We start from the raw sequence: 25,613 nt of genomic DNA on the forward strand, positions 1-25,613 counted from the left end.
ATGACTACGGGACAGCGCTCGGGATCGTCCATTCCCCTGCTCGGAGTCGAGGAGGAGTTCCTCGTCGTCGACGTCGACCGGGGTGAGGTCGTGCCGGAGGCGGCCACGGTCGTCGACCGCGCGCGTCCGGCCCTCGGCACCCGGGTGGGTGGCGAGATCACCAAGCTTCAGGTCGAGACCCGCACCGACCCGTGCCGGAGCCTGGACGCACTGAGCGCGCAGCTCGTCGAAGGTCGAGCCGTCGTCCAGGCCGCAGCGTTGTCGGCAGGTCTGCGGGTGATCGCGAGCGGCTCGCCGGTACTCGGCAGTGCCGTGCCGCCGCCCATCACCGAAGGGCCGCGCCAGGATCGCGGCACCGCCACCTTCCGTGGGTTGCACGACGAGCTGGCGATCTGCGCCGTCCACGTTCACGTGGAGGAGCCCGACCGGGACCGCGCCGTGCTGATCGGCAACCACCTGCGCCAGCACCTGCCGGTGTTTCTCGCCCTCACCGCCAACTCGCCCTACTGGTCCGAGCGCGACACCGGATACGCGAGTTGGCGCAGCGTCACATGGGGGCGGTGGCCGGTGGCCGGCGCGCCTCCGTTGCTGAGGTCCGCGCAGCAGTACGACGACCACGTGGACATGCTGCTGGAGGTGGGCGCACTGGTCGACCGGGGCACCATCTTCTGGGATCTCCGCCTGTCGACGAACCACCCGACCCTCGAGGTGCGGGTGGCCGACGTGCCCGTCACCGCCGCCGAGTCCGCGGCACTGGCCGCCCTGGTGCGGGCGCTGGTGGTCGTCGCCGGTGAGGCCGTCGACCGGGGCGACGAGGGACCGGAACTTGTCCCCGAGCTGATGCGGCTCGCGTACTGGCGTGCCGCCCGCGACGGGATGGGCGGGCACGGCGTCGACGTCGTCACCGGCCGGCTGCTGCCCGCCGCGGCGCTCGCCGGTCGGCTGGTCGAGCTCGCCCGGCCGGCGCTGCACGAGGCGGGCGACTGCGAGCGGGTCGAGGACTGGCTGACACACCTCGCCACGAACGGCGACGGAGCGACCCGCCAGCGGGCGGCCGCGGCACTGCGCGGCCGCCTGACCGACGTGGTCGATGAGATCGCCAACCGGACCGCCCCGAACGTGCCTTCTCCTGAAGACAGCACGAAGGCGTAACACCGAACCGCCGACCTCGGAAATGCTGGGGGAACCGGACGCCGCGGCCGGCTGGCCCTGCCACGGCACCCGGCACACCTGATCAGTGGAGGCCACAGGTGACCGAGGCAGACCTGCAATCCAGGGTTCCGATCCAGCACAGCCGTATGAGGCCGGCGGACATGGTGCGCGAGGCGGAGGCGTTCGCGGAACGGATGGCGCGGCGCCGTTCCGTGCGAGAGTTCGCCACCGACCCCGTCCCCGACGGGGTGATCGAGGCCGCGATCCGGGCCGCTTCGACCGCACCCAGTGGTGCCAATGTCCAGCCGTGGCGGTTCGTCGTCCTGACCGACCCGGCCCGCAAGCGCCGGTTGCGCGAGGCGGCAGAGGCCGAGGAACGTGCGTTCTACGATCGCCGCGCCTCCCCGGAGTGGCTGGATGCGATTGCCGGGCTCGGCACCGACTGGCGGAAGCCGTTCCTGGAGACCGCACCGGCCGTCATCGTCGTGTTCGAGATACACCAGGGGCCGCACAGCCCGAAGCCGTACTACGTCAAGGAGTCCGTGGGCATCGCCGTCGGTCTGCTGATCACCGCTCTGCACCACTGCGGCCTGGTCACACTGACCCACACGCCCAGCCCGATGCGATTCCTCAACGAGGTGTGTGAGCGGCCGCCGGAGGAGCGCCCGTACGTCGTCATGCCGGTCGGGTATCCCACGCCGGACGCTCACGTCCCGGACCTGACCCGCAAGCCCCTCGACGAGGTCATGATCCGCTGGTGAGGTCTCTGGTCAGGAACTCGACCAACGGCTCGACGTGCCGGTCCGGGCGCCGCCACTCGGCCAGTAGATCCTCCAGCAGGTGCTGCTCGGCGAGCAGTTCCGCTCCTCGGTACCGCCGGATCACCGGGTGGATGAAGGCGCTTTCCCGCGCCCGGTCGGGGGTCGGGTGCCGATCGATGGCGAAGACGTCACCGTAGTCGTCGCGGCCCCACCGTAGTGCGAGCGTGTACCACTGGGTGGCGGACGCGAAACGCTCCACGGCGTAGTCCTCGGGCAGGTCCTCGTAGTGGTGGAAGTCGCCCGTGGCGTCGTCGCGCACGAACACGTCGCAGAGGTATTCGAACTGGGTCCACAGCGCCGAGGACCAGTTCACCCGGTCGAGCATCAGCTTGGCCAGCGACGCGGCGTCCGCAGCCGTCGTCGTGTACGACAACGGCACGTCGTCGTACCGCTCCCGCAGGATCCGCGTCAGGGTGCGGAGGTTGTACCGGAAGCCGTCGATGAACGGCGACGACGCGTGCTTGACGTCCCGGGCCTGGGCGATCGTGCCGGCGAAGTAGAGGTCGTCGATGTTGCTCGACTGCCAGTCGGGACGTAGGCCGGGCATGCGGCCGTCCCGCACCATGTCGGGACGGGACGTCTCGTCGAACACGGTGGTGTCCATCCGGAAGCCGGTGCACCGCACCACCGTGTGGTAGTCGAGCACGGCGGTCTCACCCTCGGCGTGGGTGTACGTGATCGACACCTGGAAGCGCCCGTCGACGGGCCGGATCTCGTCGATCGTGCAGTCGAGCACCGAGTGCAGTGTCTTGAACTGGTAGCTGTCGAGGATCGCGCCGTACTGGCCACGGACGTCGCCGGGGTGTTTGGTGTTCCACGCGAGCCGCAGGGGTTGCCGGCTGGCGAGGTGCACCATCGAGGCCCGGCCGAGGATGGCCGACGCGGTCTCGAAGGCCGAGTTGCCCTTCCCGATGATCAGAACCCGCTGGTCCTCGTACGCCGTGGGGTCGACGACCATGTCCTCGTACCCGATGGCATGTTCGATGCCCTTGATGGCTGGCACGAACGGCTGGCCCCAACCCGTCGCGACGACCAGGCAGCGAGCCCGGAGCTCATCCTGGCCGGTGCGTACGGTGAAACCGTCGCCCGTCCGCGTGATCTGCTCGACCGTCGTGCCGTACCGGACGTTGAGCTGGTGGACCCGTTGGAACTCCGCGAGGTAGCGCACCAGGTCGTCGGCTGCGGGCAGGTACTCCTCGCTGAAGTTCGGAAACAGCAGCTCCGGGGAGTCGTTGAGCAGGGAGTTCCAGTCCCAGCGCAGGCGGATCTCGGGGTCGGTGCTGTCGGTGTGCACCTTGTTCAGCGAGATGAGCCGGCGATGCCGGGGGAACCGCCGGAAGAACCCGCCCGGTTCGGCACCACTTTCGAGCGTCAGGTAATCGGCACCGTGCTGCTGGAGGTAGTAGCTCAGTTGAAGCCCGGCGGGCCCCGCCCCGACGATGACGTACCTGTGCTCGTTGCCGACCATCCTGTGACCCTTCGACGCAGTGATGAGTCCATCGACCATGGAATGGATAGCGGGACGTGTCAATGCTTGACGGCGGTCTGACCCGTTGACGGAGTTTCATGGTCCGACTGGCCACCTGACGCTTCGCGGCGCGGCCTGCGCAACCGGGAAGGTGACCGCGGCGGTGGTCAGCACCCATTCTCAGGTGGTGTCCCCGACCAGCGCGAGGAGTTGATATGGGCCTGATCCGGCGTCGACTGCCCAACGGGCAGGATGTCACCCAGGTCGACGCCGCCGAGGCGGCGTTGCTCTACCGCGAGATCTTCGTCGAGGAGTCCTACCGTCGTCCCGGTGGCGCTCGGCCGACACCCGGTGTCATCTTCGACATCGGCGCCAACATCGGGTTGGCCTCGATGTTCTTCAAGTCCCGTTACCCGGCCGCGTTCATCGTGGCGGCCGAGCCCGGCCCGGACACCTACCGCGCGCTGGAGGAGAACTTCGCGCGGCACGTTCCGGACGGGCTGGCCCGCAACGTCGCGATCACCGCGGCGGACGGGCACGCCCGGTTCGGTTACTACCCGAAGGCCCCCGCGGAGTCCGGGCTGTACACCGAGCAGGACCTCGAGACCGCCCTCGCCAGGAAACTGCTCATCGAGGGCGGTGTCCCGGTACGCGATGCGGAGCACCTGGCCACGTCCCGGCACCAGCTGTCCTATGTGGAATGCGAGACGATGACGTTCTCCCGGCTGTTGCGCGACTCCGGCGCCGAACGGGCGGACCTCGTGAAGATCGACGTCGAGAAGGCCGAGGCCGACGTGATCGCCGGCATCGCCGACGACGACTGGGCGAAGATCGGCGAGCTGGTTGTCGAGGTGCACGACATCGACGGCCGCCTCGGGGACATCGAGGCGTTGCTGCGCCAGCGGGGTTTCGACGTCACCGACACCCAGGAGCGTCGACTCGCCGACACCGACCTGCACCTGACCTTCGCCGTCCGCGCGGTCTGAGAAACCCGTCGAGGAGTCAGCCATGGACAACGGATCACCCGTCAGGCTCGACCTGAGTGGCGCCGACATCCACGCCGAGTCGGCCCGTATCCGCGCGCACGGGCCGGTGGCCCGGATCATGCTGCCGGGTGGGGTGCCGGCCTGGTCGGTCACCGGCTACGACGCGGCGAAGGAGATCCTCGCCGACGACCGGTTCTCCAAGGACCCGCGTCAGCACTGGATCGCGTACGCAAACGGCGAGATCGGGCCCGACTTCCCGCTGATCGCCTGGGCCCGAATGGAGAACCTCACCAGCTCGGACGGGCCCGAACACGCCCGCCAGCGGCGGCTGATCCGTACGGCGTTCACGCCGCGTCGGGTGCAGACCATGCGGCCGGCGATCGAACGGCTGGCCGTTGACCTGCTCGACGACCTCGCCATGCACCCGCCCACGGAGATCGTCGACCTGAAGGCGGGGTTCGGGCACCCGCTGGCGGCTCACGTGATCGGCGAGTTGATCGGTCTGCCGGTCGCCGAGCGGGTGGGCATCGTCGGCGGTGGCGGCGGCTACGCCACCGCCAGCGCGAAGATCACCCCGCAGGAGGCCGCCGCCGCCTTCGCCCGGCTGCGGGCACAGATGCACGACCTGATCGACCGCAAGCGCCGGGAACCCGCCGACGACCTGACCAGCGACCTGATCGCCGCCCGCGACGAGGGCGAACGCCTCGACGACGACGAGATAGTCAGCACCCTGCTTCTGCTGCTCAACACCGGCACGGAGCCCGCGATGAATCTGCTGGTCAACGCCGTCCGGGCGATGCTGAACGCGCCGGAGCAACTGCGCCGGGTCCGCTCGGGCGACGCCGGCTGGGCCGACGTCATCGAGGAGACGCTGCGGGTGGACGCGCCGGTCGCGCACCTGCCGTTCCGGTTCGCGGTCGAGGACGTCGAGATCGCCGGCGTACGCATCGGCAAGGGCGAACCGATCCTGATGCACTTTGCCGGGGCGGGCCGCGACCCGGCGGTGCACGGACCTGAGGCGGCCCGGTTCGACGCGGGCCGCGCCGACAAGCGGCACCTGTCGTTCGGCCACGGCATCCACCGGTGCCTCGGGGCCGCGCTGGCCCGGCTGGAGGTGGAGATCGGTCTGGACACCCTGTTCCGGCGCTTCCCGGGGCTGCGCCTCGCGGTGCCCGACGCCGAGTTGACCTCCCAGGGGACGTTCGCCATGAACGCGCCCGCCTGGCTGCCCGTGCTCCTGGGAATGGAGAGTCCCCGATGGCGCGAGTGACCGCCGACATCTCGGTGTCGATGGACGGTTTCGTGACCGGCCCTGATGACAGTCGCCTCCTGCCGATGGGCGTGGACGGCCACCGTCTGCACCAGTGGATCTACGACCTGGCCACCTGGCGGGCCCGGGTCGGCCGCGACGGGGGCCGGGCCAACCGGGACGCGGAGATCCTCGACGAGGGGTTCACGTCCGTCGGGGCCCACGTGATCGGCCGGCGGATGTACGACCACGGGGAGAAGCCGTGGGGCGACGAGCCGCCGTTCGGGCTCCCGGTGTTCGTGGTCACCCACGAGCCCCGACCGGTTCTGGAGCTGGCCGGCGGCACCCGCTTCGAGTTCGTACCCGACGGTGTCGAGAGTGCCGTCAGCCGCGCGCTGGCCGCTGCGGGCGGCCGCGACGTGTCGGTGCTCGGGGGTGCCAGCGTGATCCGTCAGTGCCTGCGCGCCGGCCTGCTCGACGAGTTGGTGCTGCACGTGGTCCCGGTGCTGATGGGCGACGGGGTGCGGCTGTTCGACCGCAACCACGACGGCCAGGTGGAGCTGCCGATCAGCCGGGTCGAGCAGCCCGACCAGGTCGTGCACCTGTGGCTGGCCCCGCCGGCGGTCAGCGCGGGTCGCTGAGCCGGGCCGCGCGCGACTCCAGGTAGCGGCGTTCGGGCAGGCTCGTGGTGCGCTGCGCCGCCCGCAGGTAGCGCACCCGGGCCCCGCTCCGGTCGCCGGCCATTTCCAGCAGGTGGGCGCGTACCGCGTCGAGCCGGTGGTTGGCGATGCGGTCGTCGAGGCCGTCGAGCAGGCGCAGCCCGACCTCCGGACCCTTGGCCATGGCGGTCGCGGCCGCCCGGTTGAGCGTCACCATCGGGTTCGGATCGAGCTGTTCCAGCAGCTCGTAGAGCGCGGCGATCTGCGGCCAGTCGGTGTCGTCGACGGTCGCCGCCTCGGCGTGCAGCGCGGCGATCGCCGCCTGGATCTGGTAGGACTCCACCGGCCCGTCGCTCAGGCTGCGGGTGACCAGCGCGATGCCCTCGCGGATCGACTCCCGGTGCCAGAGTCGCCGGTCCTGCTCGGCGATCGGTACCAGCGTGCCGTCCGGGCGGGAACGGGCGTCGCGCCGGGCGTCGGTCAGCAGCATGAGCGCGAGCAGCCCGGCGACCTCACCGTCGTCGGGCAGCAGCCGGTGCACCTCGCGGGTCAGCCGGATCGCCTCCCTGGTCAGCTCGCCGCGCTGCAGGTCCGGGCCGGAGGTGGCGGTGTAACCCTCGTTGAAGATCAGGTAGAGCACGTGCAGCACCACCCGCAGGCGCTCGCGTCGCTCGGCCGGCGGTGGCATCCGGAACCGGGTGCCGGTCGACCGGATCCGCTGCTTGGCCCGGCTGATCCGCTGCACCATCGTCGACTCGGGCACCATGAACGCCGCGGCGATCTGGCTGGTGGTCAGGCCGCCGACCGCGCGGAGCGTCAGCGCGATCTGTGACGGCGCGGACAGCGCGGGATGGCAGCACATGAACAGCAGCATCAGCGTGTCGTCGTGCTGGTAGGGCAGGTCGTCGACGGAGGCGGAGACCGCCTCGTCGGCGCGGCCCATCACCGCGACGATCACCTCGCGATTGCGCCGGGCCTGGTCACTGCGCCACTGATCAGCCAACCGGCGGGTGGCGACGGTGCGCAGCCAACCGCGGGGATTGTCCGGCAACTTCTGGTCCGTCCAGCGTAGCGCCGCCTCCAGCAGGGCTTCCTGCACCGCGTCCTCGCACGCCTCGAACTTGCCGTAGCGACGGTAGAGCGCGCCCAGGACCTGCGGCGCGAGCTGGCGCAGCAGACTTTCGACCTCCGAGCGGGAGGCCACGTTACCCTCATCAGCCACGGTGCCGGGGTTCCTCCAGTGCCCTGGGCGGCGAACCCGTGGGCGAAGCGTGTGGACGAGAACGTTGCTGATTACCGGCGGCAATGTCGAAAAACGAGGTACGGCTCCGACTTCACTGCGAAAGGGTACGCGGCCCTGGTGGGACCGCACCGCCATAACCAGGAGGTATCTTCCATGCAGGACGAGATCGTGGCGCCGACCGACACGGCTACCGCCGTGGCCGCGCAGCTGCGTGCGGGCGTCGTCGGCGAGGTGATCGAGCCGAGCGACCCCGGTTACGACCAGGCCCGCACGATTTTCCAGGGTGGCGTCGATCGGCGACCCGCCGTGATCGTCAAGGCGGTCAACGCCGCCGACGTTGCGCATGTCGTCTCGGTGGCCAGCGGGTCGGAGTTGCCGCTCGCGGTTCGCAGTGGCGGCCACAGCCTCTACGGCGTCTGGGACGACGCGATCGTCCTGGACCTCTCGAACATGAACGCGTTGGAGATCGACGCCGACAGTCGTACCGCCTGGGCGGAGCCCGGTGTGCTCGCCGGCGCATACACCGAGGCGGCCGCCGAGCACGGCCTGGTCACCGGTTTCGGCGACACCGCCTCGGTCGGCCTGGGCGGCCTGACCGTCGGCGGTGGCATCGGCTATCTGGTCCGCGCGCACGGGTTGACCATCGACAACCTGATCGGCGCCGACGTGGTGACCGCGGACGGCCGGCACCTCACTGTCGACGCCGACAACCACCCCGACCTGTTCTGGGCGATTCGTGGCGGCGGCGGCAACTTCGGTGTCGTCACGAAGTTCCGCTACCGGCTGCACTCCGTGCCGACGGTGCTCGGCGGCCTGCTGGTGCTGCCGGCGACGCCGGAGGTCGTGGCGGAATACCTGCGCATCTCGCTGGAGGCGCCCGACGAGCTGTCGAGCATCATCAACATCATGCCGGCGCCCCCGATGCCCGGCGTGCCCGAGGAGGCGGTCGGTCAGCTGGTGATCCTCGCGATCATCGTCTACGCCGGTGACCCGGAGGAGGGCGCGAAGGTCCTGGCGCCGATCCGTGAGCTGGGTGTGCTGGTCGACATGGTCCAGCCGATGCCCTTCAGTGGCATCTACCAGCCGGAGGACCCGAACTACCACCCGCTGACGTTCAGCCGGACCAACTTCGTCGACGAGGTCGACGTGGCCACGGCCGGTCGGATCCTGGAGACGCTGCAGACCTCGTCGGCGAGCATGCCCGTCGCCCAGCTGCGTCCGCTCGGTGGGGCGATGGCCCGGGTGCCGTCCGACGCGACCGCGTTCGCGCACCGCGACCGTAAGATCATGTTCACGGCGGCTGTCGTGTTCGAGAAGCCGGAGGAGGCCGCCGAGCACCGCGCCTGGGTCGACGAGTTCGCCAAGGTCGTTCAGCAGCCGGGTGGCGGCAGCTACGTCAACTTCCTCTACGACGATGCCGCCGAGCGCATCCACGAGGCCTACCCCGACGCCACGTACGCGCGGCTGGTGGAGCTGAAGCGCACGTACGACCCGAATAACCTGTTCAAGCTCAACGGCAACATCTCGCCCTCCTGAGCAACCCACACGAGCGGTCGTGCATACCGCATCCTCGGAGATGACGACCGATTTCGACGGGTGCCAGAGTCGTAGGCGATTAACGGGTGGAAGATTCGCCGGCGTTCCCCGCCCCCTCGGGGAGCGCCGGCGATCCCGTGAATCAGGCGATCCGCCAACCCCTTGACGACCTACGACCCGAGGGACCCCTCCATGACGCAGAACGCGGAGAAAGCCACCATTCGGGTGGGCCGGTCGCCGACGCACGAGGCGACCGAACCATCACCATCGGTCCCACCGTCGGCCCCGTCGTCGTCGATCTGGCGTCAGCCCTACCTGTGGCTCGTCGTCCTCGCCGGCGCCGTCGTCTTCAACCTGCTGTACGCGTTCCCGCGCTACTTCAGCACGGACTCGGCCAACAGCCGCAGCATCCTCGACCCCGGCGTCCCGGTGCACTACAGCCTGGTCGTCGCGCACGTGATCACCGGGAACATCGCGATGATCACGGTGTTCCTCCAGTTCTGGGGCTGGCTGCGCCGCAACCACCCGAAGGTCCACCGGATCAGCGGCCGCGTCTACATCTTCGGCGGGGCTCTCCCGTCGGCCGCCCTGGGCGTGTTCACCCTGATCCCGCTGCGTGCCGACCACCAGGGCAGCATCGGCATCGTCACGATGGGCGTGGCCTGGCTCGCCACGACCATCACCGGTCTGGTGATGGTCCGCAAGGGACGCTACGCCGAGCACCGCCGCTGGATGGCGTACAGCTTCGCGCTGGCGTTGGGCACCACCTGGGGCCGCATCCTGGTCGGCATGTTCACCATCTGGCCCACGATGCCGTTGGCCATCAGCGTGATCGTCGAACTCGCCAACTGGCTCGGCTGGGTCCTCAACCTGGTGGTCGCACACTGGATCATCGAACGGATGGCCAAGCGCCGGCACACGCCGGACGGCACCGAGGTCGTCACGTACCCCGCTCCCGCCTGAGGGGCCCGGCACCCACCCACGACGAGAGCCGCCCCCCGACCCCCGGGGCGGCTCTCGTCGTGTCCGGCGGGCCCGTTCCGGCGGCTGGTGGTCGACGATGGCGGCAACGACGAATGGCCGGACGCGTCCGGCCATTCGTCGTTCGTCGGTGGGGAGGTCAGGCGGTGAGCCGACCGAAGTGCGCCTGGGTGTAGACGCGGGGGAGAGCCGTCGTCAGGAGTACCGCGAAGCCCGCGTGGCTGTGACAGGTGGACAGGTCACGCCAGACTCGCTCCAGGCGCCCGTCGCCGGTGACCGAGCTGGTCCCGGCCGTGGGCTGGATGACGGCCTCGACGCCGCGCCAGGCCAGTTCCGCCGCCTCGCGGCAGATCATCGCGATCCGCAGGTCCTCCTCCAGGGTGAAGGCGGCCGGTTCGCGGGTGGTCAGGTCGTGCCACTGGCGGATCGCGCTCAACGTGATCGCCTCGGCGGCCGAGATCATGGCCGTGGCCTGACCGAACCACCGTTGGTAGTCCGGATCGTCGACGCGCAGGGTGATCGGTGGCGTCGAGGTCTTGCGGGTGGAGAGGACCTCGCCGTACGCCTCCAGCGCGCCCTGCGCGATCCCGACCCCGAGTGTGGCGCCTTCCAGACACATCGAGCTCATCGGCGCCCCGCCGTACTGCGGGTGGGCGTGCAGCGCGCTCCCACTGGTCCCGGACGTCACCGAGACCTCGCCCAGGTGGGTGTGCTCGAGGCCGAAGTGGTCCGGGATCTCGGCCCGGTCGAAGCGGACGCTGTGCGAGCCGCTGCCCTTGAGCCCCAGTTGCCCGCCCCAGTCGTCGAGACGGGTCCAGGTGCCCCGCGGTGCGATGAACAGCAGCGGATGGGGTGGTTCGCCGTCGTCGCCGGCGACCATGGCGTGGCCGATGAAGTGGGTGGCGTAGGGGATGCCGGAGCAGTAGTTCCACGTGCCGTCGATGATCCAGCCACCGTCGGGGGAGCGGGTGGCGGTCCCGCCGGGGGCGATCACCGCCGGTGCGATGAAGTCACCGCCCCGGAACAACTCGTCCTGCGCCTTCTCCTCGAACAGCATCGCCGTCACCAGCGAGTGGGCCGCGCCGAGGCAGAACATCCAGGCGGTCGACGGGCAGCCTCGGGCCAGGATCATCACCACCCGCAGGAACGTCTCGAACTCGAACTCGTACCCGCCGTAGCGCCGGGGCACTGTGATCCGGTAGAAGCCCGCGTCCCGGAACATCTCGTGGACGTCCTCACCGTAGAACGTCCGACGCTCCACCTCGGACTGCCGGGCCAGTAGTTGGGGAACCATCGCCTCGGCACGGGCGATCAGGTCGGCCGGCGTGAGATCCGGCTCGGGCACCGGGGGGAATCCTGGATCGGTCAACGCGGGCCTCCTCATCCGAGTGGCCGTCCGGCGGTGATGACGGCGTAGCCGACCTTGCCCGCCCCGGCCTCGAAGTAGTAACCGAGCGCCTTGCCCAGCTCGTCGACCGCCTCGGCGCCGAACTTCTCGGTGAGGTGGGTGCGCTGGCTCTCCGCCTCGGCCACGTACTTCGGTCCCTTGCCGAAGACCCGCGGCCCGCACTGCAGGTACTCGTGGAACTCGAACCCGGCGACGGTCAACGCTTCGACCCACTCCGCTGTCGACTTGAGGAACTGCGCGTTGAACGTCGCCGCGAACTCGGCCGCCTCCTCGATCCCCATGCTGCTCTCACGGGTCGTCTCGGTCAGCGTCAGCCGGCCCCCGGGCCGCAGGACGCGAAACAGACCGCGTAGCACCCGGTCCAGGTCGGTGGCGTACAGCAGGGTTTCCATCGCGACGATCGCGTCGAACGACGCGTCGGGGAAGTCGAGCGTGTTCCAGTCGCCGTGCTGGAAGGTGACCGAGTCACCGAGGTTCGCCGCGACGGCGCGCTTGGTCGCCTCCTCGACCTGCACCGTGCTGATGTTGATGCCGACCACTGTGACGCCGTAGTCGCTCGCCAATTCGAGCGCGGGCGTGCCCAGGCCACAGCCGATGTCGAGGACCCGTTGGCCGGGACGCAGGCCGAGGGATTCGCCGACCCGGCGGGTGATCCGCTGTGACGCCTCCCGCATGGACGCCTCGTCCACCGCGTCGTACCAGTACGCGAGATGAACCTGCCCGTCGTTGAACGCGTTGGACATCGGCGTCGACTCGTCGTACATCGTCGCGATGTCGATCGGCGCGGTTGTGGTGTTCTCCATCCCTCTCCCACTTTCCATGTCGGCCGCCGACCGTCAGGACGGGCGGCGTTCGGCGGTGACGAAGACGAACGTGCCCGGGTACGACTCGGCGATGATGGTCAGGCCGGCGTCGTCGAGCCACTGCTTGATCTCGTCGATCTCGAAGAGCACGAACCCGTCCGGGCGGGCGGGGAAGTGGTGCGACCGCTGGTAGTAGCGGTAAACCGGTGAGTCGTCCCAGCGGAACGTCATGAGCGTGAGGGTGCCGCCGGGGCGCAGGCAGCGGCCGATCTCGGCGATCGCCCGACCGGCGTCGGGCACCGCCTGCAACGCGTTCCAGAAGTTGACAGCGTCGAGACTGGCGTCGGGGAACGGCAGGTCGAGCGCGTCGCCGCGGACGGCCGGCACCTCGGTCAACCTGCTGCGCAGGTCGTAGAGCATCGCCTCGTTCAGGTCCAGTGCGAGGACCCGCTCGCTGCCGACCGCCTCGCAGACGACGGCGGTCCAGCGGCCCGCGGCGGCGGCCAGGTCGAGCACGGTGCCGCCCCGATGCCAGAGGTGGGCGGCGATGTACTCGTCCTCGTCGGTCGGCGTGACCTCCCCGGACCAGTTGCGGCCCATGATGCGCAGGAAGTTCGGACGCATGCCCTGCTCGTAGTGAAAGCCGATGCCGGCGAGCACCGCCGCGTTCTGCAGCACGTCGGCCTCGGCGTCGTCACTGGAGTCGCTCTTGCCGGCGCCGGGGCGCAGCCGCTGGGACAGGTCGAGCACGCCGTGGGTTATCCCGTAGGCGGCGTCGCACTGCCCGCACCGCGCGACAGTGGTGTCGAAGGTCAGCGACCCCCGGCAGGCCGGGCATTTCAGCACCTCGCGGTGCCGTTCGAAGGCGGCCGGGTCGAGGTCGCGGGGGTTGGTGTCCACGACCAGGTTGTGCGGGCTCGGGTCGACGGCCGCTGCGGGCTTTCCGTTGCCCTGCGCCCACAGCGCCTTGGCCCCCATCGTGGCCAGCACCGAGCGGGTGTCGCCGTCCCAGGTCGTCCGGATCTGGGTGGGGGTCAGGGCGCGGATCCACCGCCTGTCGAACTCGCGCTCCGCCTCGCTGATGTTCCACTCGGCCGGCGACGGCCAGGCCCGCCCGATGTTCGGGTCAGCCTCGTCGAGCGTGTCGAGGGCGCGCTCCAGCCGGGTGCGGTCGGGGGCGTCTAGCCCGAGGTGCCGGGTTGCGTCGAGGATCCGCGCCCGGTCGGTGGGAAAGTGCGCCAGGAGGTAGAGCAGCGCGAGGGTGAGCGGCGCGTCGGGCTCGGTGGCGCCGCGGGCCGCGTCGAGGTAGCCGTCGATGCCCTCGCGCACCGCCGTCGTCACCGGCCCGTCCGTCGCCGGGTGCTCAGCCTCGGCGAGCAGCCCGAGCAGCACCAGCAGGTAGCCCCGCCGGTCGGCGTCGACGCTGTCCAGTGCGCCGATCAGTTCCGGTACGGCCGACACCGCCGCGGGCCGGGCCGCGCCGTCGGTCCAGAGTGCGTCGACCAGGTCGTGGAAGGCGTCGTCGATCCGGTGGGGAGCTGCGTCTCGGTACGAGCCGAGCAGCTCGTTGAAGGTGATTTCCGCGGTTTCGGTCATGTGCCCGTCCCGTCTCGGCCGTGTCCAGGTCAGCGGCAAGGCGCGTACGCGCCGGCTGCCCGACAGGTTGCCACCCGGCGCGGGGCCGAAGCACCTCTGACGTTGCGCTGCACACGCCCAGCGGCGATCCGTCGTCCACTTCGGACAGGTTGCTGGGAATCCAGCAATCTGGAAGATGCAGCCGCGGATGATCGCCTGAAAAATAACTGCCTGAACTTTCCGCTCTCGAACGACTCACGACCTCATGCCCGGCGGCGTCCGGGCATGGAGGCGTTCGATCATCTCCACCCACCGTCCGGTCAGGGGGGGCGGGCCGGTGGGCGATCTTCGGCTGCGCCGCGGATGGCCCACGCAACACGTAGGGCGTTTGTCAGGCAATCGTGAGGGGAGCGTGTAATGACAGCGACCGAGGCGACGCACTCCGACGCCGAAATCGGCACACAGCACAAGCGGCGGTACGCGCGATACGACGGCCTCCGCGGCATCTGCGCGATCTTCGTGGTGATCTACCACATCGGCTACCAGTCCGGCATCAGCGAGTTGCCCGGCCACGAGGGTGTTCCCATCCTGGGAAGCCTCGTGCCGGCGTTCCGGATCTTCCTTCCGCCGTTCTTCGTCCTGTCCGGCCTGCTGCTCTACCGGCCGTTCGCGCGCGCCATCATCGCGGGCACCCCCCGCCCCGCGGCCGGCCCGTTCATCGTGGGCCGGGCGCTGCGCCTGCTGCCCGCCTTCTACCTGCTCACGCTCGTGGTCATGTTCACCCTCAACCTCTCCGCCGTCGACGGCGCGTGGGAGGTCATCAAGCCGTTCATCCTGCTGCACTACTGGTTCACGCCGGAGATGGCACAGTGGTGGCCGGGCATGGAGCACACCTGGACCGTGCCGGTCGAGATGTCGTACTACCTTGCCCTGCCGATCCTGGCCTGGCTGATCAACCGAAGCGCCCGCCGGGGCGCCGACCCGGCCGCGCGGGCCCGCCGCATCATCGTGCCGTTCGTGCTCATGACCGTGATCGGCACCGCCTGGACGGTCTTCTGCTACCTGCCGTCGCAGGCCGAGCACACCTACTACTTCGTCTTCTGGCCGCTGGGCTACGCCGGGTTCTTCGCCGCCGGCATGGCACTCGCGACGCTCTCCGCGTACCGGGACGTGACAGGCGTGGTGCCGACCCTGCACCGCGCGGTCGCCAAGCACCCGATGCTGTGGTGGCTGGGCGCTCTCGCGGCACTGCTGCTCTACATCCCCAAGCCGTTCGCCCCGCAGGTCGTGGTCGGCACCTGGCCCGCGATGGCTCAGCACCTGGTGGAGTACGTCCTGTTCTTCGCCTTCGGCCTGCTCGCGGTCGTCCCACTGACAGTGCCCGAGGTGCGCTCACGGTTCATGGACGCCGTGCTCACCAACCCGCCGATCCGCTACATCGGCCGCCTCTCGTACGGCGTCTACCTGTGGAACGTCCCGGTCATGTACTACTACTTCCAGTACGGGACGATCTTCGGCAACCAACCGCTCGGGCTCAACGACGCCCGACCCACGCTGCCCTTCGGCGAGCTGGTCGGCTTCGTCCTCTACGTGATCGTCGGCACGGCGCTCTTCACGCTGGTCAGCTACTACGTGGTCGAGCGTCCGGCCCTGCGCCTGCGGCACGTCTTCAACGCTCCGATCTCCGCACTGGAACTGGGGTACGCCACGGCGCCCGCCGACGACGCCCGTTCCGCCGACCGGGCCGAGCCGCAGGACGTCAGCGCGACGCAAAGGAGCACCAAACGATGAACCGACTGATCTCACGGCTCGGTGCGGGCGGTGTCGCCCTGTGCACCGTCCTGGCCCTCGGCGTACCGGGGCCTGGGCGGGCCGCGCCCGCGCGGTCGACCCCGGCGCCCTCGCCCGCACGCACCGGCACTGTCACGTTGGTGACCGGCGACAAGGTGGCGCTCGACCGGGAGCGCGTCGTCGCCATCACCCCGGCGCCCGGGCGCGTGGGCACCCCGTTCCGGCAGTACCGGCAGGACGGCGAGTTGTACGTCGTGCCCGCCGACCAGCTCGCGCGGGTCGCGTCGGGGCGGCTCGACGAGCGACTCTTCGCCGTGTCGGCGCTGGCCCGGTCCGGGGTCTCCGACGCCCGCGCCGCCGATCTGCCGCGCCGCGCCGTGAAGCGCCAGGCGGTCGCCACGGATGGTGTCACGCTCACGTTCACCTTCCTGGACCGGCGGGGCATCCCGACGGCCGACTACTTCGTCAGCCTCTTCGACACGGTTTCGCGGCAGGAATACAGCGGCTACCACGAGTCCGGTACCACCACCGTGACCGTTCCCGCCGGCCACTACTACCTGGAGGCGGGCGTCAGCGGTGCCAGCACCACCGACGTGGTGCCGTTCGACTTCTTCGTGGAGCCGGACATCGCGGCGACCGGAGACCTGGCGCTGACCTTCGACGCCCGCGACGCGAAACCGCTCACGTTCGGCCTGGACCGGCGCGGCGCCACCGGCATCCTCGACGTGATGCCCAGCCGCCAGACCGGCGCCGCGGCGGCCGGCTCCACTGTGCACGGCCCACAGGATGAGATCCGCGTCCGCCCGTCACGGACGGCCGCCGCCGGCCAGTTCACCTTCACCGTCGCCGCGCACCTGGGCAAACCGGACGGTAACGGTGGTTTCCTCGGCTCGCCGTACCAGTACCACCTGCAGTGGAGCGAGGACGGCACGGTACCGGCGAACCTGCACCGCGTGTTCCACGACGCCGATCTGGCCAAGGTGCGAAACGTCATCGCCGCGCAGGTGCCCGGCGCTGTCAACCGCAAGCTCTATTCGGCGTACGTGCAGCCACCGGCGACCATCACCGAATTCACCTCACCCGGCGCGGCGTTCTTCGAGGACGTGTACGAACTGGATGCGGACAACAACCTCAATTGGCAGATCGCCGACCTGCCCCGACAAGCCGGCATCGCCGGCAGCACCCGTACCGAGAAGTGGAACGTCGGGCCATTCGGGCCGGCCTTCGCCACCAGCCCGGTGCTGCCCGTGGTGTGGTGTGGCCGTTTCGGCGACCAGATGAACTTCGAAATTCCGCACTTTTCCGACCAGAATCCCGACCACTTCGGATTTTCTGGCACCCTGGCCGAGGAAATGCGGATGTTCCGCAACGGGCAGCCGCTGATTTCCCAGGACTCCGAGTTCGGAATCTTCACGGTGCCACCGGGGACCGCCACCTACCGCCTGGAGACCCGGTCCACCCGGGACACCTCGCCGTTCTCGACCGAGGTGCGGGGCGCCTGGACGTTCCGGTCCGGGCACGTCGCGGGCGGCCCGGCCAACGAGGCGGCGCTACCCATGGCGGCGCTGCGTTTCGCGCCCGCGCTCGATCAGCAGAACCGGGCGGCAGCCGGTCAGCGGTTCAAGATCCCGTTGTACCTGCAGGCGCAGCAGGGTGCTGTCCTCGGTGAGTGGGGCAACGTGACACTCGACGCGTCGTACGACGATGGCGCGACCTGGCAGTCGGCGCCCGTGGTGAAGACCGCCGCCGGCTTCACCGCGACGGTCACGCATCCGGCGACGACCGGATTCGTGTCGCTGCGGGCCAGCGCCACCGACAGCCTCGGCAACAAGACGGAACTCACGATTATCCACGCGTACCTCCTGAAGTAAAGGGCCGAAAAACCGCACCTTCGGAGTGCAGCCCGCACTCTCGAAGATGGCGCGTCTCCCATCGGCTGTGACGATGAAGTGCGGTCCCGGGAATCTCCTCATCCGGTCGATTCCCGGGACCACCCGATTCGGTCGGACCCGAAAGGGGTGAGTGGTGGGTATGAGTTCCGTCGACATCGACCGCAATGAACCGATTGCGATCGTCGGGATGGGTCTGCGTTTTCCCGGCGGCATCAACTCTCCGCAGACGTACTGGGATTTCCTCGTCGCCGAGCGCAATGCGTTGCGCGAGGCGCCGCAGGAACGGTGGGACGGCTACGCAGCGATCAGCCCGGCGCACGCCGCGGCGACCCGGCGGGCCCTGAAGTACGGCAGCTACCTCGACGACGTGGCGGGCTTCGACGCCGAGTTCTTCGGGGTTTCCCCGCGCGAGTCCGAGCTGATCGACCCGCAGCAGCGCATCACCCTGGAGGTGGCCTGGGAGGCGCTGGAGCACGCCGGCATCCTGCCGCAGTCGCTCGCCGGCAGTGACACCTCCGTGTTCATGGGTGTCTGCACCGATGACTACGGCCGCCGCATGCTGGAGGACCTACCCCGGCTGGAGGCGTGGATGGGCATCGGCTCGTCCATGTGCGGTGTGGCGAACCGGCTGTCGTACGTGCTGGACCTGCGCGGCCCGAGCGTCGCTGTCGACACGGCCTGCTCAGCCTCGCTGGTCGCCATTCACCAGGCATGCCAGGCGCTCCGGCTCGGCGAGACGGACCTGGCGTTGGCCGGCGGCGTGATGTTGGTGGCCAGTCCGGCGTACCTGCTGGTGCTCGAGGCTGCCGGCGCGCTCGCGCCGGACGGCCGGTCCAAGGCGTTCGACGCGTCCGCCGACGGCTACGGCCGAGGCGAGGGCTGCGGGGTCCTCGCCCTGAAGCGGCTGTCGCAGGCGCGGCGCGACGGGGACCGGATCCACGCGTTGATCCGAGGCAGCGCGGTCTGCCAGGACGGGCGCACGAACGGCATCATGGCGCCGAGTCAGGAAGCGCAGGAGGAGTTGGTGCGCCGGGCCTGCCGGGCTGCCGGTGTGTCGCCCGCCTCGCTTGACTACGTGGAGGCGCACGGCACGGGCACCGGGCTGGGTGATCTCGTGGAGATCGGCGCCCTGTCCGCGGTTGCCGGGGCCGACCGTTCACCGGAGGCTCCGCTGCTGGTCGGCTCGGTCAAGACCAACATCGGGCACCTGGAGGCCGCCTCCGGTGTCGCCGGACTGATCAAGATGGTGCTGTCGATGCAGCACGGCGCGATCCCGGCCACGCTGTCCGCCACAGTGCCGAACACCGAGATTCCCTGGGAGACCTCCGGCCTGTCAGTGGTCGACAGGCTGACGCCGTGGCCGGACAACGACGGCCCCCGGCGGTCCGGCACCGGCAACTACGGCTACGGCGGCACGATCGCCCACGTCATCCTCGAGGAGGCTCCGCAGGAGCCGAGCGCCGTTGCGCAGCCGAGCGTCCCGACGAGTGTCGACGAGAGCGAGCGGGTCTATCCGCTCTCCAGCGCGACCCTCGCCGGCGTCGCCGCGAACGCGGGCGCGCTGGCCGACTGGGTGGAGCGTTCCGACGCGGACCTCGCCGACATCGGTCACACGCTGGCCCACCGCCGGCAGCCGCTCAACGCCCGCGCCGCGGTCGTCGCCGCGGACCGCGCCGAACTCGTCAACCGACTCCGCAAGCTCGCCACGGGCACGGCCGCCGCGGGCGTGGCCACCGGTACGGTCGCGCGCGGCGCCGCCGCCGACGCGGTCTGGGTGTTCTCCGGGCACGGGGCGCAATGGGTCGGGATGGGCCGGGAACTGCTCGACAGTGAGCCGGCGATGGCCGAGACGATGGCTGAGCTGGGGCCGGTGTTCCGCGCCGAGCTGGGCTTCGATCCCCACGAAGCCCTGCTGGAGGACGACTTCACCGAGGTCGGCCGGGTGCAGGCGATGACCTTCGCGATCCAGGTAGGTCTCACGCGGATCTGGCAGAGCTACGGCCTGCGTCCGGCGGCGATCGTCGGGCACTCGATCGGCGAGATCGCGGCCGCGGTCGCGGCCGGCATGCTCGACCTTCCGCAGGCGGCACACCTGGTCTGTCGCCGGTCCCGGCTGCTGCGTCGGGTCGCCGGCCAGGGCGGCATGGCGATGGTCAACCTGCCGTTCGACAAGGTCACGGCCCGGCTGGCCGACGTCCCCGGGGTCGCGGCGGCGGTCGCGGCGTCCCCCACGTCGACCGTGATCAGTGGCCCGTCCGCACTTGTCGAGGAGATCGCCGACCGCTGGCGGAGCGAGAACCTGGTCGTCCGGCGGGTCAACTCCGACGTCGCCTTCCACAGCCCGCAGATGGACGGGTTGGTCGACGACCTGCGAGCCGACCTCGCCGACCTGGTCAGCCGGCCGGCCACCGTGCCGGTGTACACCACCGCCCTGACCGAGGTGCGCTCCACGGCGGAGCGGTCGGCCGACTACTGGGTGACCAACCTACGCAACCCGGTGCGCTTCGAGCAGGCGATCCGCGCCGCGGTCGACGACGGGCACCGCGTCTTCCTGGAGATCTCCGCACACCCGATCGTGCAGCACTCCGTCATCGACATCCTCGCCGTGGTCGGCGTCGAGGACGGCGTCATCGCGCACAGCCTGCGCCGGGAACGCCCGCAGCGACCGACCCTGCTGGAGAACCTCGGCACCCTGCACTGCGCGGGCGTGCCGGTTGACTGGGCGAGCCTGCAACCCGGTGGTGACCTCGTCGACGCCCCGACCAACGAGTGGCAGCACCGTCGATACTGGATCGACAGCGCCCGGCCCGCGGCGGCCAACCTCGAGCACGACGTCGAGACCCACACCCTGCTCGGGGCCCGTACCGCCGTGCAGGGCACCACGCCCGTGCTGATGTGGCGGACGTTCCTCGACGACACGAACCGGCCGTACCCCGGCGGGCACGCGGTGCTGGGCACCGAGGTGATCCCTGCGGCGGCGACACTCAACACACTGTTCCAGGCGGCCGAGAACGCGCCGCTGCGCGACGTCGCGCTGCGGGTGCCGATCGGCGTGATGGTGCCCCACGAGATCCAGGTCGTCCGGCAGGACGGCACCGTGCGGCTCAGTTCCCGGCTCACCACTCAGCAGGACGACAAGTCCTGGCTCACCCACGCCAGCGCCGAGATCGCCGACGCGGCGCCGACGGCCGAGCGGGTCGACCCGGAGACGCTGCGCGCCGCTCACCCGGAGACGCTGGACCCCTCCTGTGTCTGGGACCGGCTCGCCGCGATCGGGGTGGTCGGTATCGGCTGGCCGTGGGAGGTCGAAGCCGTACGCCGACACCCGTCCGGGATGCTGGCGACGGTCGTCGCGGACCCCACCGGCGGTCAGTCAGAGCGGACCTGGGCCTCGCTCACCGATGCCGCGCTCTCGGTGGCGCCGGTCATCTTCCCCGGCGACCCGCTGTTGCGGATGCCGGGCTGGCTGACCGAGGCCACGCTGGTGTTGCCGCCGCCCCCGAAGGCGTTGATCGCGGTACGGCTGATCGCCGGGTCCGACGACGAGGTGGAGGTCGACGTCGAGGTGCGGACCCTCGACGGGGACCTGGCCGCCCGGTTCACCGGCGTCCGGTTCGGGGCGGTGCGCAAGGAGGTGCTCATCGATCTCGGTCCCGAGGAGGAGCAGACCGCCGAGGAACAGGTCTGGCAGACGCTGTCCGGTCCGGAGTTGCGCGACTTCGTGCTCGCCGCGGTCCGCGAGGTGGCCGCCGGTGAGGTACGCCTGCCGTTGGAGGACCTCGACGTGCACCGGCCGCTGGCGGAGCTGGGCGCGGACTCGCTGATGACGGTGGCTATCCAGCTGCGGTTGGAGCGGCGGTTCCGCACGCCGGTCCCGTCGACGCTGCTGTGGAACCGACCGACAGTGGCGGCGGTCGCCGAGTACCTGACCGACGAACTGACCGCCGACGTCAAGTAGCAGCCACAGAGGGGAACGACCACCGTGCCCGAGCCTGATCCGCACACCAGGATGATGGCGATCCTGCATGCGCCGCTGATCACGCAGATGGTGGTCGCCGTCGCCGAGCTGGGCATCGCCGACCAGCTCGCCGACGGGCCCCAGCCGGTCGAGGCACTGGCCGCGAAGGTCGACGCCCGTCCGGAGGCCCTGCACCGGATTCTGCGGGCGCTGGCCGGCGTCGGTGTGGTCGCGCAACCTGCGCCGGGCGTCTACGGTCCGACGCCGTTGCTCGACACCCTCCGCACGGACGCACCGGGCTCGCTCGACGCGTGGGCCCGGTTGTGGGGGCTGCCCGAGCGTCAGGCAGCCCTCACGGCCCTCACGCTCGGCCTGCGCGACGAACGTCCACCGTTCGAACAGATCTACGGCCTGTCCTGGTGGGCCCACCTCGAACGGCGACCCGAGCAGGCGGCGGTCTTCCGCGACGCGATGGGTGATCTTTCCCGCCAACTCCACGCCCAGGCGGTCGCCGCGTACGACTTCTCCGGTGTGCGCCGGATCTGTGACGTCGGCGGTGGCACCGGCAGTCTGGTGGCCACTCTGCTGAGGTCGTACCCGACGCTGACCGCGGTGCTCCTGGACCGGCCGGCGGTGGTCGCGCACGCCGACGCGGTGCTCGACGCGGCCGGTGTCGCCGACCGGGTGACCGTCGAGAGCGGGGACTTCTTCACCGCGGTGCCCGGCGGCGCCGACGCGTACCTCCTGTCGATGATCCTGCACGACTGGACCGACGAGCAGGTCGTCACCGTGTTGACAAACGTGCGCCGGGTGATCGACCCGAACGGCCGCTTGTTCGTCGTCGACGCCGTCATCCCGGAGGACGACCAGCCGCACGACGGCAAGCTGCGCGACATCATCATGCTCGCGCTGCATCCGGGGCGCGAGCGCACCGAGCGCGAGTTCGGGGCGGTGTTCGACCGCGCCGGATTCCGGCTCGCCGAAACACGCGAGGTCTCGGCCTCGACCGGTCTGCTCGTCGCCGTCCCCGTGTAGCGCTCAGGAGAACCGATGACCACAGAGCAGGACAACAGACTGCCGCCGTCCGACGCGCGTCAGCGGTGGGACACCGTGCCGTACCCGGCTGCCGCCGCGGACAGGTATCGCGCCGAGGGTCTGTGGCAGCCACGCACGATTCCGGCGGCGCTGCGGGAGACCGTACGCGCCCACCCGGACCGCGTCGCGGTCGTCACGCCGGGCGTTCGGTGGACGTACGCCGACCTCGACCGGCACTCCGACGTGATCGCCGCGGGTCTGCTGGATGCCGGGTTACATCCGGGCGAGTCGGTGATCCTGCAGATCACCAACAGCGCTCTCGCGGTGGCCACCTGGTACGGCCTGCTCAAGGCCGGCCTGATCCCGGTGTGCACGCTGGCGATCCACCGGCGCCACGAGATCGAGGAGATCGCGCGGCAGACCCGCGCCTCGGCCCACCTGGTGCAGGCCGATCTGCGCGGCTTCGACCTGGTGGCGTTCGCCGACGAGATCCGCCGGTTGGTGCCGAGCATCCGTCTGCTGGCCACCATCGGGGGCCGTCCCGGCGCGTCCGGTCAGGAACGGATCGAGGATCTCGTCGACCGCCCACTGTCCGACGCGCAGGCGGCCCGGCTGGCGCAGATCGACGCGAACACCGACCTCGACGCGCCCGCCGTCTTCCAGCTCTCCGGTGGCACCACCGGCGTACCCAAGGTGATCCCCCGGCTGCACCCGGAATACTGGTACAACGCGGTCGCCACCGCCCGCTGGTGGGGTTTCACCCCGCAGGATCGGCTCGGTTTCGGCCTGCCCCTGGTGCACAACGCCGGCGCCACCAACGCGTTGCACGCCGCGCACTCGGTGGGCGCCGCGCTGCTGCTCGCCACACCCGTCGCCGATGATCTGCTGGCCCTGATGGACGACGAGCGGGCCACCTGGTTCATGAGCCCGCCGGGCCTGATGAACGAGTACCTGCGGCATCCACGGTTCGACGGCGCCTTCGCCAGTGTCCACAGTTGCGTGCTGACCGCGGCGAAGGTGCCCCGGGAGCTGTTCGACGCGATCGAGGCGCGCGGGGTGCACGTCACCCAGGCGTTCGGGATGACCGAGGGGTTGTTCCTGTTCACGCCACGCGACGCGTCGCCGCACCTGCGCGCCTCAACTGTGGGCGTGCCGATCAGTCCGCTGGACGAGGTGGTCGTGCTGGAGCCCGGCACGCTGCGGCCGACGCCACCGGGGGAAATCGGTGAGCTGTGCGCGCGCGGTCCGTACACAGTGCCCGGCTATCTCGGCGTGCCGGTCGGCACCGACTCGGCGTTCACGCCCGACGGGTTCTACCGCAGCGGCGATCTGGTCCGCGCGCACCACCTGGACGGTCTGGTCGCCTACTCGATCGAGGGCCGGGTCAAGGACCTGATCAACCGGGGCGGCGAGAAGGTCAACGCCGAGGAGGTGGAGCGGATCCTGCTCGGTCACGAGTTGGTGGTCGACGCGGCGTTGGTGGCGATGCCGGACGAGCGGCTGGGGGAGCGCGCCTGCGCCTACCTGGTGTGTCGCCCGGACGGACCGCTGCCGACGCTCGACGACGTCCGGCACTACCTGGAGGAGTTCGGCCTGGCCCGGTTCAAGTGGCCGGAGCGGATCGAGTTCGTGGACGCGTTGCCGCGTACCCCGATCGGCAAGATCTCCAAGCAGTGGCTCCGCGAGGACATCGTGCGTCGCCTGGGTGGCCCGCGCACCTGAGACCCCCGCAACACCCGAAGGCCGGCCGTACGTCAGTACGGCCGGCCTTCGTTGTCGTGTTTCCGGAGAGTCGGATCTGAGTAGAAAGTGGCTTTGATGGCAAAATGCCGGGAGTGGCTCCGACCTACAGGTGAGGGGCACGCTTCGAGTGCCATGACGACCGGGTAGGAGGCAGACGATGAGCGATCTTCAGAAGCAGGTGCAGGTGCTGGTCGACGGGCTGGTGGACGACGGTGTCGAGGACGGCGTGCAGGTCGCCGTCTATCGCAACGGTGACCTGGTGGTCAACGTGGTGGCAGGGGTCGCGGACACGGCTGCCGGCCAACCTGTTCGGCCCGACACCCTCTTCTACTCGGCGTCGACGGGTAAGGCGGCGGCCTCCACCGTGGCGCACGCGCTGGTGGACGACGGTGTGTTCGACTACGACACCCGGGTCGCCGACCTCTGGCCGGAGTTCGCCGCGCACGGCAAGGGCGAGGTGCGGATCCGGCACGTACTGACACACTCGGCCGGTGTGCCGGCGGTCCCCGCGGACACCACGATCGAGCAGCTCACCGACTGGAACGGCATGTGTCAGCTCATCGCCGACATGGAGCCCTGGTGGGCGCCCGGCGAGCGGGTCGGCTACCACGCCGCCACCTTCGGCTACCTGATCGGCGAGGTCGTCCGCCGGGCCACCGGCAAACCGATCTCGACAGTGCTCGCCGAACGCGTCGCCGGGCCCATCGGGATGGCCGACGAGTTGTTCTTCGGGGTGCCGCAGGAGCAGCTCGGCCGGGTGGCCCGACTGACCGACGACCCGGGGGGCAAAGCCGCGTTCGCCTCGATGCCACCGGATTTTCCGCTGTTCAAGGCCGTTCCGCCGGCGATCGTGCCGAACGCGGACTTCGGCAACAGGGTGGACGTGCTGACCTCGGACATGCCGTTCGCCGGCACGATGAGCGCCCGGGCGATCGCGAAGATGTACGCGGCACTCACCGGTGAGGTGGACGGCGTACGGCTGATCTCCCCGGAACGGCTGCGCGAGGCCACCACGCTGGCCACCGCCGGCCTCGACGACGAGATGACCGGCGGCACCTCGACCTGGGCGCTCGGCTACTGCCTGGGCTGGCCGGGCACCTCCGACCCGTCGGACCGACCGACGGTCTTCGGCATGGTGGGCATCGGCGGCAGCGCCGCGTTCGCCGACCGGGCGACCGGAGTCACCGTCGCGGTGACCAAGAACCGGTTCAACCCGATCGAGATGAACATCGTGCAGCGGGTCACCGAACTCGCCGACGAGGCGTTCGTCTGAGCCCTCCGGACACCGGCCCGCTCGCGGGAAAAGTGGGAAA

The 25,613-nt window shown here is 70.1% G+C and carries 18 protein-coding genes; 13 read left to right on the plus strand and 5 right to left on the minus strand.

Annotated features, from left to right (window positions below; all coding sequences use genetic code 11):
- The gene (locus tag ABZ794_RS01855) at nucleotides 1–1,152 is read left to right on the plus strand and encodes a glutamate--cysteine ligase (RefSeq protein WP_210780620.1); all 1,152 of its coding nucleotides are present in this window, start codon (nucleotides 1–3) and stop codon (nucleotides 1,150–1,152) included.
- Between the two features lie 146 nt (nucleotides 1,153–1,298).
- Complete coding sequence (locus tag ABZ794_RS01860) at nucleotides 1,299–1,913, plus strand: nitroreductase family protein (RefSeq protein WP_238684297.1); 615 nt, start codon at nucleotides 1,299–1,301, stop codon at nucleotides 1,911–1,913.
- Here the strand turns inward: ABZ794_RS01860 and ABZ794_RS01865 are convergent.
- The gene (locus ABZ794_RS01865; RefSeq protein ID WP_210780619.1) at nucleotides 1,897–3,441 is read right to left on the minus strand and encodes an NAD(P)-binding domain-containing protein; all 1,545 of its coding nucleotides are present in this window, start codon (nucleotides 3,439–3,441) and stop codon (nucleotides 1,897–1,899) included. The genes ABZ794_RS01860 and ABZ794_RS01865 overlap by 17 nt on opposite strands.
- 215 nt (nucleotides 3,442–3,656) lie before the next feature.
- Between ABZ794_RS01865 and ABZ794_RS01870 the strand changes: the two genes are divergently transcribed.
- The 3 genes from ABZ794_RS01870 to ABZ794_RS01880 are packed head-to-tail and all read left to right on the plus strand — an operon-like array spanning nucleotide 3,657 to nucleotide 6,317.
- A complete protein-coding gene (locus ABZ794_RS01870) occupies nucleotides 3,657–4,427 on the plus strand; it encodes an FkbM family methyltransferase (RefSeq protein ID WP_210780618.1) in 771 nt (256 codons plus the stop codon).
- Between the two features lie 22 nt (nucleotides 4,428–4,449).
- Nucleotides 4,450–5,697: a cytochrome P450 gene (locus tag ABZ794_RS01875; RefSeq protein ID WP_210780617.1), complete on the plus strand. Its 1,248-nt coding sequence runs from the start codon at nucleotides 4,450–4,452 to the stop codon at nucleotides 5,695–5,697.
- Complete coding sequence (locus ABZ794_RS01880; RefSeq protein WP_210780616.1) at nucleotides 5,685–6,317, plus strand: dihydrofolate reductase family protein; 633 nt, start codon at nucleotides 5,685–5,687, stop codon at nucleotides 6,315–6,317. Before ABZ794_RS01875 ends, ABZ794_RS01880 begins: the two co-directional genes overlap by 13 nt.
- Here ABZ794_RS01880 and ABZ794_RS01885 read toward each other — a convergent pair.
- On the minus strand, nucleotides 6,301–7,557 hold the full coding sequence (locus ABZ794_RS01885) for a sigma-70 family RNA polymerase sigma factor (protein ID WP_238688382.1): 1,257 nt from the start codon (nucleotides 7,555–7,557) through the stop codon (nucleotides 6,301–6,303). The two genes, ABZ794_RS01880 and ABZ794_RS01885, sit on opposite strands and share 17 nt — an antisense overlap.
- Before the next feature lie 174 nt (nucleotides 7,558–7,731).
- Here ABZ794_RS01885 and ABZ794_RS01890 point away from each other — a divergent pair, with 174 nt between their 5' ends.
- Both ABZ794_RS01890 and ABZ794_RS01895 read left to right on the plus strand, forming a co-directional pair.
- On the plus strand, nucleotides 7,732–9,114 hold the full coding sequence (locus ABZ794_RS01890) for an FAD-binding oxidoreductase (RefSeq protein ID WP_210780614.1): 1,383 nt from the start codon (nucleotides 7,732–7,734) through the stop codon (nucleotides 9,112–9,114).
- A 192-nt stretch (nucleotides 9,115–9,306) separates the two neighbouring features.
- Nucleotides 9,307–10,077 (plus strand): DUF2306 domain-containing protein, encoded by a 771-nt coding sequence (locus tag ABZ794_RS01895; RefSeq protein WP_210780613.1) that lies wholly within the window; start codon nucleotides 9,307–9,309, stop codon nucleotides 10,075–10,077.
- A 157-nt stretch (nucleotides 10,078–10,234) separates the two neighbouring features.
- On the opposite strand, the gene ABZ794_RS01900 is transcribed toward ABZ794_RS01895, so the two are convergent.
- Genes ABZ794_RS01900 through ABZ794_RS01910 form a run of 3 tightly spaced genes read right to left on the minus strand, consistent with a single transcriptional unit; the run spans nucleotide 10,235 to nucleotide 13,902 of the window.
- Nucleotides 10,235–11,464: an acyl-CoA dehydrogenase family protein gene (locus ABZ794_RS01900; protein WP_238688384.1), complete on the minus strand. Its 1,230-nt coding sequence runs from the start codon at nucleotides 11,462–11,464 to the stop codon at nucleotides 10,235–10,237.
- A gap of 11 nt (nucleotides 11,465–11,475) precedes the next feature.
- Entirely contained in the window at nucleotides 11,476–12,306 is an 831-nt protein-coding gene (locus ABZ794_RS01905; protein ID WP_210780611.1) for a class I SAM-dependent methyltransferase, read from the minus strand.
- Nucleotides 12,307–12,339: 33 nt separating this feature from the next.
- Nucleotides 12,340–13,902, minus strand: a complete 1,563-nt coding sequence (locus tag ABZ794_RS01910) for a class I SAM-dependent methyltransferase (RefSeq protein ID WP_210780610.1) — start codon at nucleotides 13,900–13,902, stop codon at nucleotides 12,340–12,342.
- Nucleotides 13,903–14,298: 396 nt separating this feature from the next.
- On the opposite strand from ABZ794_RS01910, the gene ABZ794_RS01915 reads away from it, so the two are divergent.
- The 6 genes from ABZ794_RS01915 (at nucleotide 14,299) to ABZ794_RS01940 (ending at nucleotide 25,573) form a co-directional block, all read left to right on the plus strand.
- Nucleotides 14,299–15,672 carry an acyltransferase gene (locus tag ABZ794_RS01915; RefSeq protein WP_210780609.1) on the plus strand — a complete coding sequence of 458 codons (1,374 nt, stop codon included), beginning with the start codon at nucleotides 14,299–14,301 and terminating at the stop codon, nucleotides 15,670–15,672.
- Nucleotides 15,669–17,543 carry a hypothetical protein gene (locus tag ABZ794_RS01920; protein ID WP_210780608.1) on the plus strand — a complete coding sequence of 625 codons (1,875 nt, stop codon included), beginning with the start codon at nucleotides 15,669–15,671 and terminating at the stop codon, nucleotides 17,541–17,543. The genes ABZ794_RS01915 and ABZ794_RS01920 overlap by 4 nt, the downstream gene beginning before the upstream one ends.
- A gap of 160 nt (nucleotides 17,544–17,703) precedes the next feature.
- Nucleotides 17,704–21,522: a type I polyketide synthase gene (locus ABZ794_RS01925; protein ID WP_238688446.1), complete on the plus strand. Its 3,819-nt coding sequence runs from the start codon at nucleotides 17,704–17,706 to the stop codon at nucleotides 21,520–21,522.
- 54 nt (nucleotides 21,523–21,576) lie between these two features.
- Nucleotides 21,577–22,557 (plus strand): methyltransferase, encoded by a 981-nt coding sequence (locus tag ABZ794_RS01930; RefSeq protein WP_210780606.1) that lies wholly within the window; start codon nucleotides 21,577–21,579, stop codon nucleotides 22,555–22,557.
- Nucleotides 22,558–22,572: 15 nt separating this feature from the next.
- Entirely contained in the window at nucleotides 22,573–24,279 is a 1,707-nt protein-coding gene (locus tag ABZ794_RS01935; RefSeq protein ID WP_210780605.1) for an AMP-binding protein, read from the plus strand.
- 178 nt (nucleotides 24,280–24,457) lie between these two features.
- Complete coding sequence (locus ABZ794_RS01940; protein ID WP_210780604.1) at nucleotides 24,458–25,573, plus strand: serine hydrolase domain-containing protein; 1,116 nt, start codon at nucleotides 24,458–24,460, stop codon at nucleotides 25,571–25,573.
- Nucleotides 25,574–25,613: the final 40 nt, after the last annotated feature.

Origin of the sequence: Micromonospora sp. NPDC047187 (assembly GCF_040643355.1) — a bacterium.
Lineage (GTDB): Bacteria > Actinomycetota > Actinomycetes > Mycobacteriales > Micromonosporaceae > Micromonospora > Micromonospora salmantinae.